The sequence below is a fragment of the Pseudomonas sp. NPDC098747 genome (genome assembly GCF_044760045.1).
Taxonomy (GTDB): Bacteria; Pseudomonadota; Gammaproteobacteria; order Pseudomonadales; family Pseudomonadaceae; genus Aquipseudomonas.
In genome coordinates this window covers 1-16,779 of sequence record NZ_JBIWAL010000081.1, presented here as the reverse complement: position 1 = coordinate 16,779, position 16,779 = coordinate 1, and the positions used below count along the sequence as shown (strand labels likewise).

Sequence of the window (16,779 nt, the reverse complement as noted above, 5' to 3'; positions counted from 1 at the left end):
GCGTTTGGATACTCGTGGACTGCAATTCTCATGTGTATTTGACGTTTAAGGTCTTGGATGTCCTACGCGAATAAGCTCTACACGCACTATTTCGACCTGGCCAAAGGCGCGGTCCTCCCTGAGAGTTTTGCGGGTGAAGACGTTCGCTTTTCGGGCGAGTTCGAAGCGATAGAGCACGAGCTTTCGAAAGCGTCATCCATTCACGAAAGCGGACAGATCGACTGGCTGAAAATTCGTGAGCGCAGCGAAGCCTTGCTGCGCACCCAGTCCAAGGATTTGCGCGTCGGTGCCTGGCTGACCTGGGCCTTGTACCAGCGCGAATCGTTCCAAGGCTTGCTCGCCGGTATCGGCTTGTTGCACCACCTGTGCGAACACCATTGGGCCGAGGTTCATCCGAACAAGGCCCGTACTCGCTCCGCGGCGATCAGTTGGCTGGTGCCGCGTGTCGAGCAGGCACTTAGCGAAGACGTCGCGATCAAGGAGCAACTGCCGCTGTTTCGACGGCTGGTTGAACACCTGGAAGGCCTTGATGCCGCGTGCACCCAGCACTTGGGCAGCGACGCGCCGCTTCTGCTGCCGATTTCGCGCCGACTGAAAAGCATGGTGCAACGCGCCGCCGACAACCAACCGGAGCCCGGCTTGGTCGGCGCGGCCGTGGCCCAAGTCAAGCAAGCCGCGACGCAACTGTTCACCCCCGGCGCACCGATCGACAACGAAAAAGAAGCCCACAAGGCCCTGCGCGCGCAGCAGGAAAGCGCCCGTCCGTTGTGTGCCTGGTGGCTCAAGCAGAAAGCCACCGACCTGCGCGCCCTGCGCCTGAACCGCACGCTGCTGTGGATGACCATCGACGCAGTACCCGAACGCAACGCCGAACAGATCACGGTGCTGCGCGGGTTGCCGGCGGACAAGCTTAAGGCCTATCAGGATCGCTTCGATCAGGCCAAGTACGCCGACCTGTTGGTGGAACTGGAGGCGAGCCTGGCGAAGGCGCCTTTCTGGTTCGACGGCCAGCGCATGGTCTGGGAATGCCTTCTAGGCCTGAACGCCGAGATGGCCATGCGCGAAGTGGAAATCCATTTTGCGCTGTTGATTCAGCGCCTGCCCGGCATTATCGAACTGCGCTTTCACGACGGTGCGCCGTTCGCCGACCCGGTCACCCGTGCCTGGATCAGCGCCAGCGTGATGCCGCGCCTGCAAACAGCGAGTGCGCCGCGCAAAGTCGAAGTGGCCGACACCCAGCCGGCTTGGGAAGTGGCCCTCGAAGAAGTCCTGCCGATTCTGCGCAAGGACGGGCTTAAGGCCGCGGTGCAGCCCCTCAAGCAAGGCCTGCAAAACGCTCAGGGCGGACGCGTGCGCTTCTTCTGGCACTTCGCCCTCGCGCGGCTGTGCTTCATGGCCAAAAAATACGAACTGGCCAAGACCCAACTCGAAACCCTCGACCAAACATTACAGGACTCAGGTCTGCACGCCTGGGAGCCCGATCTTGCGCTGGAAGTGCTGCATTTACTGCATAGCTGCTGCGAGCTGTTACCGCAGAACCATGCCGTGCGTGAACGCAAGGAAGAGATTTATCGCAGGCTGTGCCACCTCGACCTCGAAGTGGTACTCGAATAGGCCCTCGGGCCATAACCGCAAGGAAAAACGCCATGGCCAAAGAAGGCTCGGTAGCCCCCAAGGAACGCATCAACGTCACCTTCAAACCTGCCACCGGTGGTGCCCAGGAAGAAGTCGAGCTGCCGTTGAAACTGCTGGCAATCGGTGACTACACCCACCGCAAAGACGAACGCAAAGTCGAAGATCGCAAACCGATCAGCATCGACAAAATGACGTTTGACGAAGTGCTGGCCAAGCAAGAGCTGAGCCTGACGCTGAGCGTGCCGAACCGCCTTCAAGACGACAGCGCCTCGGATGAGTTGGCCGTGCAGTTGCGCGTCAATGCGATGAAGGACTTCAACCCGGCCTCGCTGGTCGAGCAAGTGCCCGAGCTGAAAAAGCTGATGGAACTGCGCGATGCGCTGGTGGCCCTCAAAGGCCCGCTGGGTAATGCGCCGGCGTTTCGCAAAGCCATCGAAGGCGTGCTCGCCGACGACGAATCCCGCGCTCGCGTACTCGGTGAGCTCGGCCTGAACGCCGCCGCCCACGACGCCTGAGTCCCCATCAGCCAAGGAAGCCAATACCATGAGTAAAAGTGCAGCGCAGCAAAAGAGTCACGAAAACGAATACAGCATTCTCGACAGCATCATTGCCGAAACCCGCCTGACGCCGGACGACGAAGCCTACGACATCGCCAAGCGCGGTGTGTCGGCGTTCATCGAAGAGCTGCTCAAGCCGCAGAACAACGGTGAGCCGGTCAAGAAAGCCATGGTTGACCGCATGATCGCCGAGATCGATGCCAAGCTCAGCCGTCAGATGGATGAAATTCTCCACCACCCTGATTTCCAGTCGCTGGAATCGTCGTGGCGGGGTCTGCAATTGCTGGTCGAGCGCACCGACTTCCGCGAAAACATCAAGATCGAAATCCTCAACGTCTCGAAAGAAGACCTGCTGGACGATTTCGAGGATTCGCCGGAAGTGATGCAGGCGGGCCTGTACAAGCACATCTACACGGCGGAATACGGTCAGTTCGGTGGTCAGCCGGTCGGTGCGATCATTGCCAATTACTACCTGTCCCCCAGCGCGCCCGATGTGAAACTGATGCAGTACGTGTCCAGCGTGGCCTGCATGTCTCACGCGCCGTTTGTTGCTGCCGCCGGCCCGAAATTTTTTGGTCTGGAAAGCTTCACCGGTTTGCCGGACCTGAAGGATCTGAAAGATCACTTCGAGGGCCCGCAATTCGCCAAATGGCAGAGCTTCCGCGAGTCGGAAGACTCGCGCTATGTAGGCCTGACCGTGCCGCGTTTCCTGCTGCGCAACCCGTACGACCCGGAAGAAAATCCGGTTAAATCGTTCGTGTACAAGGAAAACGTCGCCCACAGCCACGAGCATTACCTGTGGGGCAATACCGCGTTTACCTTTGCCACCCGACTGACCGACAGCTTCGCCAAATTCCGCTGGTGCCCGAACATCATCGGCCCGCAAAGCGGCGGCGCGGTGGAAGACCTGCCGCTGCACCGCTTCGAAAGCATGGGCGAAATCGAAACCAAGATTCCGACCGAAGTGCTGATCAGCGATCGTCGTGAATACGAACTGGCCGAGGAAGGTTTTATCGCCTTGACCATGCGTAAAGGCTCCGACAACGCGGCGTTTTTCTCCGCGAGCTCGGTGCAGAAGCCGAAGTTCTTCGGCATCAGCGCCGAAGGCAAAACCGCGGAGCTGAACTACAAGCTCGGCACCCAACTGCCGTACATGATGATCGTCAACCGCCTGGCGCACTACCTGAAAGTGTTGCAGCGCGAGCAACTCGGTTCGTGGAAAGAGCGCACCGACCTTGAGCAGGAACTCAACAAGTGGATCCGCCAGTACGTGGCCGACCAGGAAAACCCGAGCGCCGAAGTCCGCGGTCGTCGCCCACTGCGTGCTGCTCAGATCACCGTCAGCGATGTAGACGGCGAGCCGGGCTGGTATCGCGTCAGCCTGAACGTGCGCCCGCACTTCAAGTACATGGGGGCCGATTTCACCCTGTCGCTGGTGGGCAAGCTGGACAAGGAGTAAGGGCCGCTCATGAGGGGATACGGCAGCCTGTTCGAACGCCTGACGGGCGAAGCGGACAAACGCCGCGGCTGGAGCCGCGAACGCGCGACCATGGCGTCCGTGGCGTCCCATCTGACCAAGATGCTCAGTACCCGTGCGGGCAGCGTGCAAACGCTGCCCGATTACGGGTTACCCGATCTCAATGACATGCGCCTGAGTCTGCACGACTCCCTGAGTCAGGCTCGTCGGGCCATTGAACGCTTTATCGAAGCCTACGAGCCGCGCCTGAGCAACGTGCAGGTCATTTCCCTGCCGCATGAACACGATCAGCTTCGCCTGTCCTTCAGCATCCAAGCGCTGCTGGAAATTGAGGGGCTCAAGCGCCAGGTCAGTTTTTCCGCATGCCTGGATGGCAGCGGTCGAGTCAAGGTCGATTAACGACAACCGGAGTTCACCATGTCCTTCAACCACTATTACCAAAACGAACTCACAGCGTTGCGCCAGATGGGGCGCCGATTCGCCGAGCGCAACCCGGCATTGGCACCGTTCCTCGGGCACGCTGGACAGGATCCGGACGTGGAGCGGTTGCTCGAAGGTTTCGCGTTTCTGACCGGTCGCCTGCGCCAGAAACTCGATGATGAGTTGCCCGAACTCAGCCATTCGTTGATGCAACTGCTGTGGCCCAATTACATGCGGCCACTGCCGGCCTTCAGCATGTTGCAGTTCGATCCGTTGAAACGGTCGGGGCCGGCCTTGCTGGTTGAGCGCGACACGCCGGTGCAAAGCCTGCCCATCGGTGACGTGCCGTGTCGCTTCCGTACCTGCTACCCGACCGAGGTTCAGGCGCTAGAACTGGCCGCGCTGACCTATTCGGTGAAGGGTGACGGTGCGCTGCTCAGCCTGCGTCTGGCGCTGAGCGCCGACGGGCACCTGGGCGAACTGAAACTCAGTCGTCTGCGCCTGCATTTCGCCGGTGAGCGTTACATCAGCCAGATGCTGTACCTGAGCCTGTTGCGCAGCTTGGCGGGAATCGAGCTGATTCCGTTGGACGACGCCGGCCAGGCGATCGAGGGGGCCAACGGTATGCCGATGGCATTCAAGATGCCCGGCGACCGGGTCAAGCCGGTGGGCTTTGCCGAAGAAGAAGCGTTGATCCCATACCCGTTGAACACGTTCCGCGGTTATCGCTATTTGCAGGAATATTTCGCCTTTCAGGACAAGTTCCTGTTCGTCGATGTCAACGGTCTGGACCTGCTCCAGGCCTTGCCGGAAGACACGCTCAAGCAGGTGCGCGGCTTCGAATTGCGCTTCGATATCCGCAAAAGCGGCATTCAACGCCTGCGTCCGACGTTGGACAACGTGAAGCTCTATTGCACGCCGATTGTGAACCTGTTCAAGCACGACGCGTTGCCAATTCGTCTCGACGGCAGGCAGGACGAATACCTGCTAATGCCCGCCGAATATGACCTGGAGAATTGCGGCGTGTTTTCGGTGGAAAGCGTGACCGGCTGGGAGCCCGGCGGGCGCGGCAATCAGGCCTACGTGCCGTTCGAATCGTTCGAGCATGACCCGAGTTTCGACGTGCCTACCAGCCGTCGGCATTACAGCATTCGCCAGCAGCCCTCGTCGCTGCACGACGGCCTCGACACGCACCTGAGCTTTGGCACCCGCCACACCGACACTCACGAAACGCTGTCGATTGAATTGATGTGCACCAACCAGAACCTGTCGCGCCAGCTCAAGCTCGGCGACATCAACCAGCGCAGCGAAAAGACGCCGGAGTTTCTCAGCTTCCGCAACATCACGGTGCCCACGTCCAGTTTCGCGCCGCCGCTGAACCAAGACTTTCTCTGGAAGCTGATCAGCAACATGTCACTCAACTACCTGTCGCTCACCGACGTCAATGCGTTGAAGGTGATTCTCGAAACTTACGACCTGCCGCGTTATTACGACCAGCACGCGGAGAAAGTCAGCAAACGCCTGCTCGGTGGGCTCAAGTCGATCAAGCATGAGCACGTGGACCGACTGTACCGCGGGTTGCCGGTGCGTGGCTTGCGCACCGAACTGACCATTGACCCGCAAGGGTACATCGGCGAGGGCGACCTGTTCGTGTTCGCTTCGGTGCTTAACGAGTTTTTCGCGCTGTACGCCAGCCTCAATTCGTACCACGAATTGCGGGTTAAAAGCACACAGGGAGAGGTTTATAAATGGACACCCCGTATGGGCCAGCAGCCCCTGCTTTAAGCGGGCTCACCCGAAACATACGCGAGTATTCGCTGTTTCAGTCCGTGCTGCTGGTGGTTGACCGGCTGCGTGAGGCACACCCGGACCTGAGCGAAGAGGAACTGTACGACCAGCTGGAATTTCAGGCCAACCCGAGCCTGGGTTTTCCCGGCAGCGACGTCGATCGCGTGGAGTTTTTTCACGAGCACGGGCAGATGCGCGCGCGCCTGCGCTTCAACCTGATCGGCCTGGTCGGTTCCGGTTCGCCGCTGCCGGCGTTCTACGGTGAGCAGGTGCTAGGCGGCAGCGAACACCGCCATTTGCCGCGGGATTTCCTCGACCTGTTTCACCATCGCTTGCAACGGCTGATGCTGCCGATCTGGAAAAAATACCGCTACCGCGCGAGCTTTCGCAGCGGTGCACTCGACCCGTTTTCCTCGCAGCTGTTTGCCTTGATTGGTTTGGGCGGCGAAGACATCCGCCAGGCGCAGGAACTCAATTGGAAGCGCCTGCTGCCATACCTCGGTTTGCTCAGTCTGCGGGCGCACTCGGCGGCGCTGATCGAGGCGGTGCTGCGTTACTACTTCAAGCACGCCGAGTTGACCATCGAGCAATGCATTGAGCGGCGCGTGGAAATTATCGATGAGCAGCGCAATCGTTTAGGTCTCGACAACAGCCTGCTCGGCGAAGACCTGGTGCTGGGCGAATACGTGCGCGATCGCAACGGCAAATTCCGCATTCACATCCGCGAACTCGACTGGGAACGCTTTCACGAATTCCTGCCCATCGGTCCCGGCTACCAGCCGCTGTGCGCGCTGGTGCGCTTCACCCTACGCGACCCACTCGATTACGACATTCGCCTGGTCCTGCGTCGGGAAGAAATCCCTGAACTGTGCATTGGTGAGCAAAACGTCTGTCGCCTGGGGTGGACCAGTTGGCTGGGCAGCCAAAACGCGGACGGCCTGGTGACCCTGGGCAGTAAAATTTATTAAGGACAGATGGCCAATGATCAACGTAGACCTGCAACAACTGATCCAGGCGCTGGACGCCGACACCCGTCGCGACCTGGAAAGCTGCGCCGAGCGCTGCGTCGCTCGTGGTGGCAGCAAGATTCTCGTCGAAGACTTGCTGCTCGGCTTGCTGGAGCGCCCGCAAGGCCTACTCGCCCGCGCGCTGCAAGACGCCGAAGTGGATGCCGGCGAATTGACCGCGGCCCTGCAATCGCGGGTCGAGCACAGCGCCTCGCGCAACCCGGTGTTCGCCCCGGAGCTGGTGCAGTGGCTGCAAGACGCGTTGCTGGTGGCCAATCTTGAATTGGGCCAAAGCCAGGTCGAGCAAGCGGCGCTGATCCTCGCGCTGCTGCGTAACCCAATGCGTTACGCCGGCAGCCGCTACCAGTCGTTGCTGGCCAAACTCAACATTGAGCGCCTGAAAGAATTCGCCCTGTCGCAGAAGGAACAACCGGCCACCGGCAAGCCGGCTGTACCGGGTGAATCCCTGCTGGAGCGGTTCACCCACAACCTGACCCAACAGGCCCGTGACGGCAAACTCGACCCGGTGTTGTGCCGCGATGGTGCGATCCGCCAGATGGTCGACATCCTTGCCCGTCGTCGCAAGAACAACCCCATCGTGGTCGGCGAAGCCGGTGTCGGTAAAACCGCAATCGTCGAAGGCCTGGCCTCGCGCATCGCGGCCGGTGAAGTGCCGCAAGTCTTGAAAGGTGTCGAGTTGCTGTCGCTGGACATGGGCCTGTTGCAGGCCGGCGCCAGCGTCAAAGGTGAATTCGAACGGCGCCTTAAAGGCGTAATCGACGAAGTCAAAGCCTCACCGAAACCGATCATTCTGTTCATCGACGAAGCGCACACGCTGATCGGCGCGGGCGGCAACGCCGGCGGCTCCGATGCGGCCAACTTGCTTAAACCGGCCCTGGCCCGCGGCGAGTTGCGCACCGTCGCAGCGACCACCTGGGCCGAGTACAAGAAATACTTCGAGAAAGACCCTGCGCTGGCCCGGCGTTTCCAACCGGTGCAACTGCACGAACCGACTGTCAGCGAAGCGGTGACCATCCTTCGTGGCCTGGCCCAGGTGTACGAGCAGAGCCACGGTATCTACCTGCGTGACGACGCCGTGGTCGCGGCGGCCGAGCTCTCTGCGCGATACCTCGCCGGTCGGCAATTGCCGGACAAAGCCGTCGACGTCCTCGACACCGCGTGCGCTCGCGTGCGCATCAGCCTTGCCGCGGCCCCGGAAAGTCTTGAGCGCCTGCGCGGCGAACTGGCAGAAGGTGGGCGTCAGCGTCAGGCGTTGCGTCGCGACGCCGTAGCCGGTTTGCTGATCGATCACGAAGCGCTCGACGCTTTGGACGGCCGCCTGGCGACGGCCGAAGCGGAAATGTACGCGCTCGAAACCCTGTGGACCCAACAGAAAGATCTCGCTGAGCGCTTGCTGGATCTGCGTCAGCAACTGGCCCAAGCCCGCGAACTGGCGGACACGGAGCCGTCTGTCAGCGCTGGAGAAGACGCCGTAGGCGCCGTGATCGAAACCCTGGAGGCGGTACTCAACGAAACTCACACAGCGCTGACCGAGCTTCAGGTCAAAGAACGTCTGGTGAGCTTCGAAGTCTGCCCGCGTCTGGTCGCCGAAGTGATCAGCGCCTGGACCGGCGTGCCGCTGGCGCAACTGGCTCGCGAACACGACGCCAAAGTCGCCACTTTTGCCAGCGACCTGCGCACGCGCATTCGAGGCCAGGAACAAGCCATTCACGCACTGGATCGCTCTATGCGTGCCACCGCGGCCGGCCTCAACAAACCTGACGCGCCCTTGGGTGTTTTTTTGCTGGTCGGCCCGAGCGGCGTCGGCAAGACCGAAACCGCGCTGGCACTTGCTGATCTGCTGTATGGCGGTGACCGTTTCATCACCACCATCAACATGTCCGAGTTTCAGGAAAAGCATACGGTCTCGCGTCTGATCGGTGCGCCGCCCGGCTACGTCGGCTACGGCGACGGGGGCATGCTCACCGAAGCGGTGCGGCAGAAACCGTACTCGGTCGTGCTGCTCGATGAGGTGGAAAAAGCCGACCCCGACGTGCTGAATCTGTTCTACCAGATCTTCGACAAGGGCGTGGCCAACGATGGTGAAGGGCGTGAGATCGATTTCCGCAACACGTTGATCCTGATGACCTCGAACCTGGGCAGCGACCGCATCAGCGAACTGTGCGAAAACGGCGCACGGCCAAGCGCCGAAGTGCTGGAAGAAACCATTCGCCCGGTGCTGAGCAAACACTTCAAACCGGCCCTACTGGCGCGGATGCGCGTAGTGCCGTACTACCCGGTCGGTGGCCCGGTACTGCGCGAGCTGATCGAAATCAAACTGGGTCGTTTGGGGCAACGCCTGAACCGTCGTCAGCGCGACTTCAGCTACTCGCAGAACCTCGTCGATCATCTGGCCGAACGCTGCACCCAAAGCGACAGCGGCGCACGCTTGATCGATCACTTGCTCGACCTGCACGTGTTGCCACTGGTGGCCGATCGTTTGCTCGATGCGATGGCCACCGGTGAAAGCCTCAAGCGTGTCCACGCGACGCTCGATGGCAACGCTGGGGTGGTCTGCGAGTTCGCTTGACGCTCTGGCGGTTGATGTCCACGGGACATCACAGACCGTCGAGCCACTTTGCCTTTTCTGGCAGTGCCGCCCTTACGCATCGGCACTGCATATTTTTTTGATCCAGGGAGACCCTCTGATGCCTGTTCGTCACTGGCCAGCCGTCCTGCTGACCCTCGCCGTGTTTTTCGGCCTGGGCGGCTGTAGCGGCAATTACAAATACAACGACCACACCTATCGCCCAATGGGCAATCCGCCACCAGTCCAGCACGGCGAATGACCGCCAGGAGAGTCATCATGGAATTGGTTTTCGACATGCTGAACGTTCGGCAGTTTGTGCCCCCACAGTTATGCCGCAAGACCTTCACGCAGGCCGGTGGCGTGATTGGCCGGGGCGGTGATTGCGACTGGAGCATCCCGGACAGCAAGCGTCACGTGTCTCACTACCATGCGTTGATCAGCTACCGTGACGGTGCGTTTTTTCTGACCGATACCAGTCGCAACGGTATCCACGACCGCGCAAGCGGCGCGCGTCTGCGTCAGGGGCACGCGGTGCGCATCGAACACGGCAGTGTCTATGTGCTGGGAGACTACGAGATCCGTGCGCGGTTGGAGCGCCACCCGACGACGTTGGCCGGGGACATCGGTGTGCCGCAAGCGGCCGGCAGCACCCTGGCGGACGATAGCGTCCTCGACCTCGACCCGCTGACCGCCCTGGATCAGCAAGAGCAGGTGTACTCGGACATCGACGCCTTGATCGCACCGCGCACCACCGTCGAGAACGCCCGTCAGCACGCCGACTACGCGCTTATCGAGAGGGAACACCTCAGAGTGCCAGAGCTGATCGACGCCCGGAGCGAGCCGGCACCTGTCCATCCAGCGAACGCCGTCGAGCGCCCGAGCGACGATTTCTGGGGGCTCTTCGGTGACGCCCTGGGCGTGGACCTCCAGGCGCTCGATCGTGAGGCCCGCGAAGCCCTGGCACTGCACGCGGCGCGCCTGCTCCGGCAAAGCGTCGACGGTTTGCAGCAGAGCTTGCGCACCCGCAGTGAACTGAAAAACGAACTGCGCCTGGCCCAGACCACGGTGCAAGGCCGGCAGCACAATGCGCTCAAAGTCGCCCGCGATACCGACCACGCCCTGAGCATGCTGTTGCAGAACCCGTCGGGTCATCTGCCTGCCGAGCAAGCCATCGACCGGGCGTTTCGCGATTTGCAGGCGCATCAGGTGGCGTTGGTGAACGCCAGCCGAGCCGCCCTGCGCGGAACGCTGGAGCACTTTTCGCCGCGCAAGCTGATCTTGCGTTTTGAGCGTGACCACAAACCGCTGCTGGCCACCTCCGGCCGCCGCTGGACCGCTTACTGCCGTTATCACCAAGCCTTGAGCCAGGACGATGACTGGAGCGAGCGGGTATTGGCCCGTGACTTCGCCCAGGCCTACGAAGAGCAGGTGCGCCTGATTTCAGCCCTCCACCCCCACCACCCAGGATGATGTGCATGTTTCGCGGCTCAATCACTGTTTGCAAAACACTTACGGCGCTGACGGCGCTCGCCCTGCTGGCCGGCTGTGCGTCGTTATCGCCGTTTTCCACCTTGACCAAACTCGACCTGAAGCTCACCGCCAGCGCTCAGGTAAACCCGGACCTGCACGGGCGTGCTTCGCCCATCGTCGTGCGCCTGTTCGAACTCAAACACTCGGCGGCGTTTGAGAACACCGATTTTTTCAGCCTGTATCACCGCGCCAACGAGTCCTTGACGCCGGACCTGGTGCTCGGCGAAGAGCTGGAATTGCAGCCGGGTCAAAGCGTGGACCTGAAGCTCAAGGTCGCAGAAGACAGCCGCTACGTCGGCGTGATCGCCGCGTACCGCGACCTGCCCAAAAGCACCTGGCGCTACACCGTGCCCATCACCGCGCTGGAGGTCACCGAGGCTGATCTGACCCTCGACAAAGCCGGCATTCGCAACACCCACCAAGCACTCACTCAAGCGGAGGATTGACCATGAATTCCCATAAAGTCATTTGGCAGGAAGGCATGCTGCTGCGTCCGCAGCATTTCCAACACAACGACCGTTATTACGACCACCAGATGAAGACCCGTACCCAATTGCTGGGGGGCTACACCTGGGGTTTTCGGCACCTTGAAATTGACGTGCAGTTTCTCAACATGGGCCGCGTGGTGGTGAGTCGGGCTTCGGGAATTTTGCCGGATGGCAGTTTATTTGAACTGGACGGCAACGCCGAACCGTTGGTGATCGAGGTGCCACCCAACACCGGTAATACACCGATTTACCTGGCGCTACCGCTGGCGACCGGCAATCACATTGAGTCGCGCCGCCCCGAGCAATCCGACGTGCTGGCCCGCTACACGGCGTATGACGCCGAAGTGGCCGACTCCAACGCCGGCAACGATTCGGTCAGTCAAGTCAGCTGCGGACGGCCGGATTTCAAACTACTGCTCGGCGAGCAGCAAAGTGACCAGGCCTACGTCAAATTGAAGGTCTGCGAAGTGCTCGACAGCACCACCGATGGCGTGATCAGCCTCGCTGAGGATTTCGTACCGACCTACATTCAGGTGCAAGCCTCCACCTACCTGCTGTCGTGCCTCAAAGAAGTGATCAGCCTGCTCGGTCACCGGGGTGACGGCATCGCCGACCGCATCCGTTCCACCGGCAAGGTCGGGGGGGCCGAAGTCGGTGATTTCATGATGCTGCAACTGATCAACCGCACGGAGTTGCTCTTGCAGCATTACCTCGTCCTGGAGCAGGTCCACCCCGAAGAACTGTACCGCACGCTCCTGACCCTGCTCGGAGAGCTCGCCACTTTCTCCAGTGACAGCAAACGCCCACGACTGGACAGCCGTTATCAGCACAGCGATCAAGGCGCGAGCTTTCGCACCTTGATGGAGGCGATTCGTCAGGTGTTGTCGATGGTGCTCGAACAGCACGCCATCGAATTGGAACTGCAGACGCGTGAGTACGGGATCATGGTGGCGCAACTCAATGACCACACGCTGCTCAGCTCTTCGTCGTTTGTACTCGCCGCCAGTGCCCACTGCGATGCCGAAGAGCTGCGTCACCGTCTTCCGGCGCACCTGAAGATGGGCTCGGTGAATACCATTCGCCAACTGGTCAACCTGCATCTGCCGGGGATGAAAATCAGGCCGTTGCCGGTGGCCCCGCGGCAAATCGCGTTCCACGCCAATAAAACCTACTTCAGTGTCGACCTCAGCGCCGACGACCAGGCCGAAATGGCCCGTTCGGGCAGCTTCGCGTTGCATGTGTCTGGTGAATTCGCCGATCTCGAACTGAGTTTTTGGGCCATCAGGAACTGACCGACATGATCAAGGACATGGAGCATCAACAGGACGATAAAACCGTCTTGCTCGACCGCCAAGGCCAAGGTCCAGCGTCAAGCCCATTGACCGACTTCGCCGCACCGCCGCGTTTCGAACAACTGGAAGAGCGGATGATCTACGCCGCCCAGCTGAAACCGGCCCAAGAGTTCACCATCAGCCTTAATCCCCTGGTCGCGGCGGCGTCCGCCCTGCTGTCGGAGGTGGTGCGGCTCAAACACAGTAAATCCCGCGAAGACGTGTATTCCCTCAAAGACAGACTGACCGCCGGGCTGAAACTGTTTGAAGCACGCGCGCTGCACAGCGGCGTTGAAGGCAGTCAAGTGTTAGCCGCCCGTTACGCGCTTTGCACCGTGGTCGACGAAGCCGTCGTGACCACGTCGTGGGGCAGTGAAAGCGAATGGTCGAATATGAGCCTGCTCAGTAGCTTTCACAACGAAACGTGCGGGGGCGAAAAATTCTTCCAACTGCTGGATCGTCTGATGAAAAATCCGGCCAAGCACCTGCCGATGCTGGAACTGATGTACCTGTGTCTGGCCTTGGGGTTTGAAGGTAAATACCAGGTGCAATCACGCGGCATGCTTGAGCTTGAAGGCCTGCGCGAGACTCTGTATCGACAGATCACTCAAATGCGTGGCGACGTGCCGCGCGAATTGTCGCCGCAGTGGCAAGGTCTGCACAATCAACGCCGCCGCTTGATACGCATCGTTCCGACGTGGATGGTGATGGGGTTCACCCTGGCTTGCTTGGTGGTGATGTATCTGGGGTTCGCCTGGGTCTTGGGCGAACAACGCGAGACGGTACTGCAGCCTTATCAACCGCTCGATCCGGCTGTGGTCCTGCTGCCGTCACAGCCATAAGGGTCGAGTGATGAGAGAATTTTTCAAAAAAGCCGGCGTCTTTGTGCGTCAGACCTGGGTCTGGACCTTGCTGCTGGTGCTGTTGATCGCCCTGTTGGTGTGGTTCATCGGGCCGCTGCTGGCCGTTGCTGACTACAAATTTTGGGCCAGTCCGACGACCCGTTTGCTGAGCATCAGTGCGCTGTTCCTGATCTGGGGCCTGAGCATGGTCTTTGACAGCTGGCGCGCGGGCCTGCGCAAAAAAGCGGTTGAAGAGTCCGATGACGGTCAGGAGCGTCTGCGCCGCAAAGCGTTGATCGAGAAAGAGCACAAGGCGTTAAAAGCGCGGTTCAAGGAGGCCCTGAAAACCCTGCGATCAACGAGCCTGTACCGTGGTCGTAGCGAGCGCTGGCGCGATGACTTGCCCTGGTATTTGCTGGTGGGGCCGCAAGGCAGTGGCAAGACCAGCCTGCTGGACTTCTCGGGCCTTGAGTTTCCGCTTAATACCATCGACCGCCAACTGACCCGCGACACCCAGGTCACCGAGCACTGCGACTGGTACTTCGCTGACCATGGCGTGCTGATCGACACCGCCGGGCGTTACCTAACCCAGCCTGATGTTGAGGTCGATGGCCACGCCTGGAACACGTTGCTGGAGCTGCTACGCTTGCGCCGGCGTAACCGCCCGCTCAATGGCGTGCTGGTAGCGCTCCCGGTGGAACTGCTGCTAAGCGTCGATGAAGAGCAACTGAAAACTCTGGCCGCTCAGGTGCGTGGCCGCCTGCAAGACGTGCATCAAAAGCTGCACGTTGACGTGCCGGTTTATCTGGTGCTCAGCAAGGCGGACCAGTTGCTCGGTTTCGATGAGTTCTTTGACCAATTGAGCCAGGAAGAAAGTGAGCAGGTGCTGGGCGCCAGTTTTCGCAAGGAGCAGTGTGGCGCCGATGTGGCGGTGCTGCGTGCCGAGTTCGAGGCCCTGCTGCTCCGCCTCAACAGTCAGGTCGTGATGCGCGTGCACCAGCAGCGCAACACTCAACGCCGTGGCCGTATCCTTGATTTTCCGCATCAACTGGGCCAGCTCGGCGAGCGCCTGTGCCATTTTGTGGGCACCACCTTCACGGGCAATCGTTACCAGCTGACCAGCCAGTTGCGCGGCTTCTACCTGACCAGTGCGCCGCATTTCACTCAGGAAAGCAAACCAGACACCGGCGAGGCAGGCGAGCGTTCCGATGGGTATGCGGGCCAATTGCCAACGCTGCGCAGTGGTCGTTCGCGGTTCATTCACCATTTACTCAGCCGGGTGATTTTTCCCGAGGCCGATATCGCCGATTTGGACCAGCGCGAACGCCGGAGCATCCTGTGGGGGCAGCGTGGATTGTACGTCGGTGCATTGGCGGCGTTGGCCCTTTTGGGCCTGCTGTGGGCGGGCAGTTTTTCCGCCAATTACGAGCGTCTGGAAACCCTGCGTCAACTGGCCACCACCTTGACTCAGCAGCGTTCGGTCCTGACCCCGCGCGATGATGCCAGGGCGGTGCTTACCCCCCTTGACACCAGCTACGCGGCGACTCAGGTGTTCCCGAACAAAAGCGAGGTGCCGTACCACGAGCGCGGCGGTCTGTATCAGCGCGGCGACGTCAACCCGGCACTCCAAGCGGCCTACGAGCGTGAGCTACAAGCGCAACTGCTGCCGAAGGTCGCGTCCCTGCTCGAAGGGCAGATCCGTGCCAATATGAAGGACCGCGAACGCCTGCTCAACAGCTTGCGGGCGTACCTGACGTTGGACATGAACGACCGTCGCGATGCCTCCTGGCTCAAAGAGTGGGTAGCCGCGGCGTGGTCCCAGCGTTATGTGGGCAACACCGCCGTGCAGAATGGCTTGAATGCCCACTTCGAGCGATTGCTCCAGCAGCCTTTTACCTATCCGCTGGACGTTAAGCTGGTGACGCAGGCGCGCCAGGTCTTGCGCAGCGAATCGCTGGCCAACGTGGTTTACCGGATGCTCCGCGAACAGGCCCGCCACCTGCCGGGCTATCGGTTAAGTCAGCACTTGGGGCCACAAGGCGCGCGACTGGTGGGCACTGATTACCTGATTCCGGGTTTTTACACCCCGCAGGGGTATCAGCAGTATTTCGCGCTACAGGGCACCACTCTGGTTACCGAGCTGCTGCGTGATAATTGGGTGCTGGGTGAAGGCGCGGGCCTCAGTGGCATGGACTTGCATGGCCTGATGGTCGAACTGGAGCGACTGTACTTTCGCGACTACGCCAATTTCTGGGGAGAAGCGGTCGGCCACGCGGCACTGCCAGTGATCAAGGCGTTTGGTGACGGTGCCGATGAACTGGCGGGGCTGACGTCGGCGAATTCGCCGATCGTCCAACTGCTGGTGCAAGTGCGAGAGAACACCCGCTTCACGACCGATGACAAGGCGAAAGAGGCCAGCGAGAAACAGGCCGAGTCGAACGGCAAGCTCGGTAAACTGGCTACCGCTGCGGCTAACGCGCCAAGCGCCGTGGCGCTAAATCTGCCGAACACGGCCCGACAGGCCATGCAGCGCCGCTTTGAGCCTTTGCACGGCCTGCTGGACGACGAGAATGGACCAACCGCTGACCTGATCGTGGCCATGAAAGCGCTCAATGATCTGCAAATGCAACTGGCCAGCCTGGCCCGTTCCAGCGCCCCCGAGCAGGCGGCGTTCGACATGGCCAAAAGCCGCATGGGCGGCCAGCGCGATACCCTGACCGACTTGCGTACCGCTTCAGGCCGTTTACCGCGTCCGATCAGCGTGTGGTTCAACGTGGTAGCCGAGGACACCTGGCGTCTGGTGCTCAATGACGCGCACCGCTACTTGAATCAGCGTTATCAGAGCGAGCTGTACAGCTTTTACGGCAAGGCGATCCACCAACGCTACCCGTTCAGTGCCCACAGTGCCAGCGAAGTGGCCATCAGTGATTTCCGCGACTTCTTCAAGGCGCAGGGGATTGCCGACAGTTTCTTCGACACCTACATGCGCCCCTTCGTCAGCGGTGATCCGGGTAGCTATCGCATGCGCAGTATCGATGGTCAGAGCCTGCCGGTGTCCAAGCTCTACCTCGACCAGCTGGCGTCGACACACGCGATTCGGCAGAGTTTTTTTGC

General features: G+C 60.7%; 13 protein-coding genes. All 13 read left to right on the top strand.

The genetic code is table 11. From position 1 onward, the window contains the following. Nucleotides 1-57 precede the first annotated feature (57 nt). Nucleotides 58-1,614 (top strand): type VI secretion system protein TssA, encoded by a 1,557-nt coding sequence (tssA, locus tag ACIQVE_RS27395; RefSeq protein WP_402814622.1) that lies wholly within the window; start codon nt 58-60, stop codon nt 1,612-1,614. Nucleotides 1,615-1,646: 32 nt separating this feature from the next. Beyond that, complete coding sequence (tssB, locus tag ACIQVE_RS27390; protein ID WP_402814619.1) at nt 1,647-2,150, top strand: type VI secretion system contractile sheath small subunit; 504 nt, start codon at nt 1,647-1,649, stop codon at nt 2,148-2,150. A gap of 28 nt (nt 2,151-2,178) precedes the next feature. Next, complete coding sequence (gene tssC / locus ACIQVE_RS27385; protein ID WP_402814616.1) at nt 2,179-3,651, top strand: type VI secretion system contractile sheath large subunit; 1,473 nt, start codon at nt 2,179-2,181, stop codon at nt 3,649-3,651. A gap of 9 nt (nt 3,652-3,660) precedes the next feature. Next, nucleotides 3,661-4,068: a type VI secretion system baseplate subunit TssE gene (gene tssE, locus ACIQVE_RS27380; RefSeq protein ID WP_402814614.1), complete on the top strand. Its 408-nt coding sequence runs from the start codon at nt 3,661-3,663 to the stop codon at nt 4,066-4,068. A gap of 18 nt (nt 4,069-4,086) precedes the next feature. Beyond that, the gene (tssF, locus tag ACIQVE_RS27375) at nt 4,087-5,874 is read left to right on the top strand and encodes a type VI secretion system baseplate subunit TssF (protein ID WP_402814611.1); all 1,788 of its coding nucleotides are present in this window, start codon (nt 4,087-4,089) and stop codon (nt 5,872-5,874) included. After that, nucleotides 5,838-6,845 carry a type VI secretion system baseplate subunit TssG gene (tssG, locus tag ACIQVE_RS27370; RefSeq protein WP_402814608.1) on the top strand — a complete coding sequence of 336 codons (1,008 nt, stop codon included), beginning with the start codon at nt 5,838-5,840 and terminating at the stop codon, nt 6,843-6,845. Before tssF ends, tssG begins: the two co-directional genes overlap by 37 nt. 13 nt (nt 6,846-6,858) lie before the next feature. Continuing rightward, nucleotides 6,859-9,474, top strand: coding sequence for a type VI secretion system ATPase TssH (tssH, locus tag ACIQVE_RS27365; protein WP_402814606.1), 2,616 nt, complete (start codon nt 6,859-6,861; stop codon nt 9,472-9,474). Between the two features lie 118 nt (nt 9,475-9,592). Further along, the gene (locus ACIQVE_RS27360) at nt 9,593-9,733 is read left to right on the top strand and encodes a type VI secretion protein (RefSeq protein WP_402814604.1); all 141 of its coding nucleotides are present in this window, start codon (nt 9,593-9,595) and stop codon (nt 9,731-9,733) included. 17 nt (nt 9,734-9,750) lie between these two features. Next, nucleotides 9,751-10,944, top strand: a complete 1,194-nt coding sequence (gene tagH / locus ACIQVE_RS27355; RefSeq protein WP_402814601.1) for a type VI secretion system-associated FHA domain protein TagH — start codon at nt 9,751-9,753, stop codon at nt 10,942-10,944. Nucleotides 10,945-10,949: 5 nt separating this feature from the next. Beyond that, nucleotides 10,950-11,450: a type VI secretion system lipoprotein TssJ gene (tssJ, locus tag ACIQVE_RS27350; RefSeq protein ID WP_402814598.1), complete on the top strand. Its 501-nt coding sequence runs from the start codon at nt 10,950-10,952 to the stop codon at nt 11,448-11,450. Between the two features lie 2 nt (nt 11,451-11,452). Continuing rightward, nucleotides 11,453-12,784 (top strand): type VI secretion system baseplate subunit TssK, encoded by a 1,332-nt coding sequence (gene tssK / locus ACIQVE_RS27345; protein ID WP_402814595.1) that lies wholly within the window; start codon nt 11,453-11,455, stop codon nt 12,782-12,784. A gap of 5 nt (nt 12,785-12,789) precedes the next feature. Beyond that, the gene (gene icmH, locus ACIQVE_RS27340; RefSeq protein ID WP_402814592.1) at nt 12,790-13,665 is read left to right on the top strand and encodes a type IVB secretion system protein IcmH/DotU; all 876 of its coding nucleotides are present in this window, start codon (nt 12,790-12,792) and stop codon (nt 13,663-13,665) included. A gap of 10 nt (nt 13,666-13,675) precedes the next feature. Further along, on the top strand, nt 13,676-16,779 hold a 3,104-nt coding region (gene tssM / locus ACIQVE_RS27335; protein ID WP_402814589.1), incomplete at its 3' end, for a type VI secretion system membrane subunit TssM.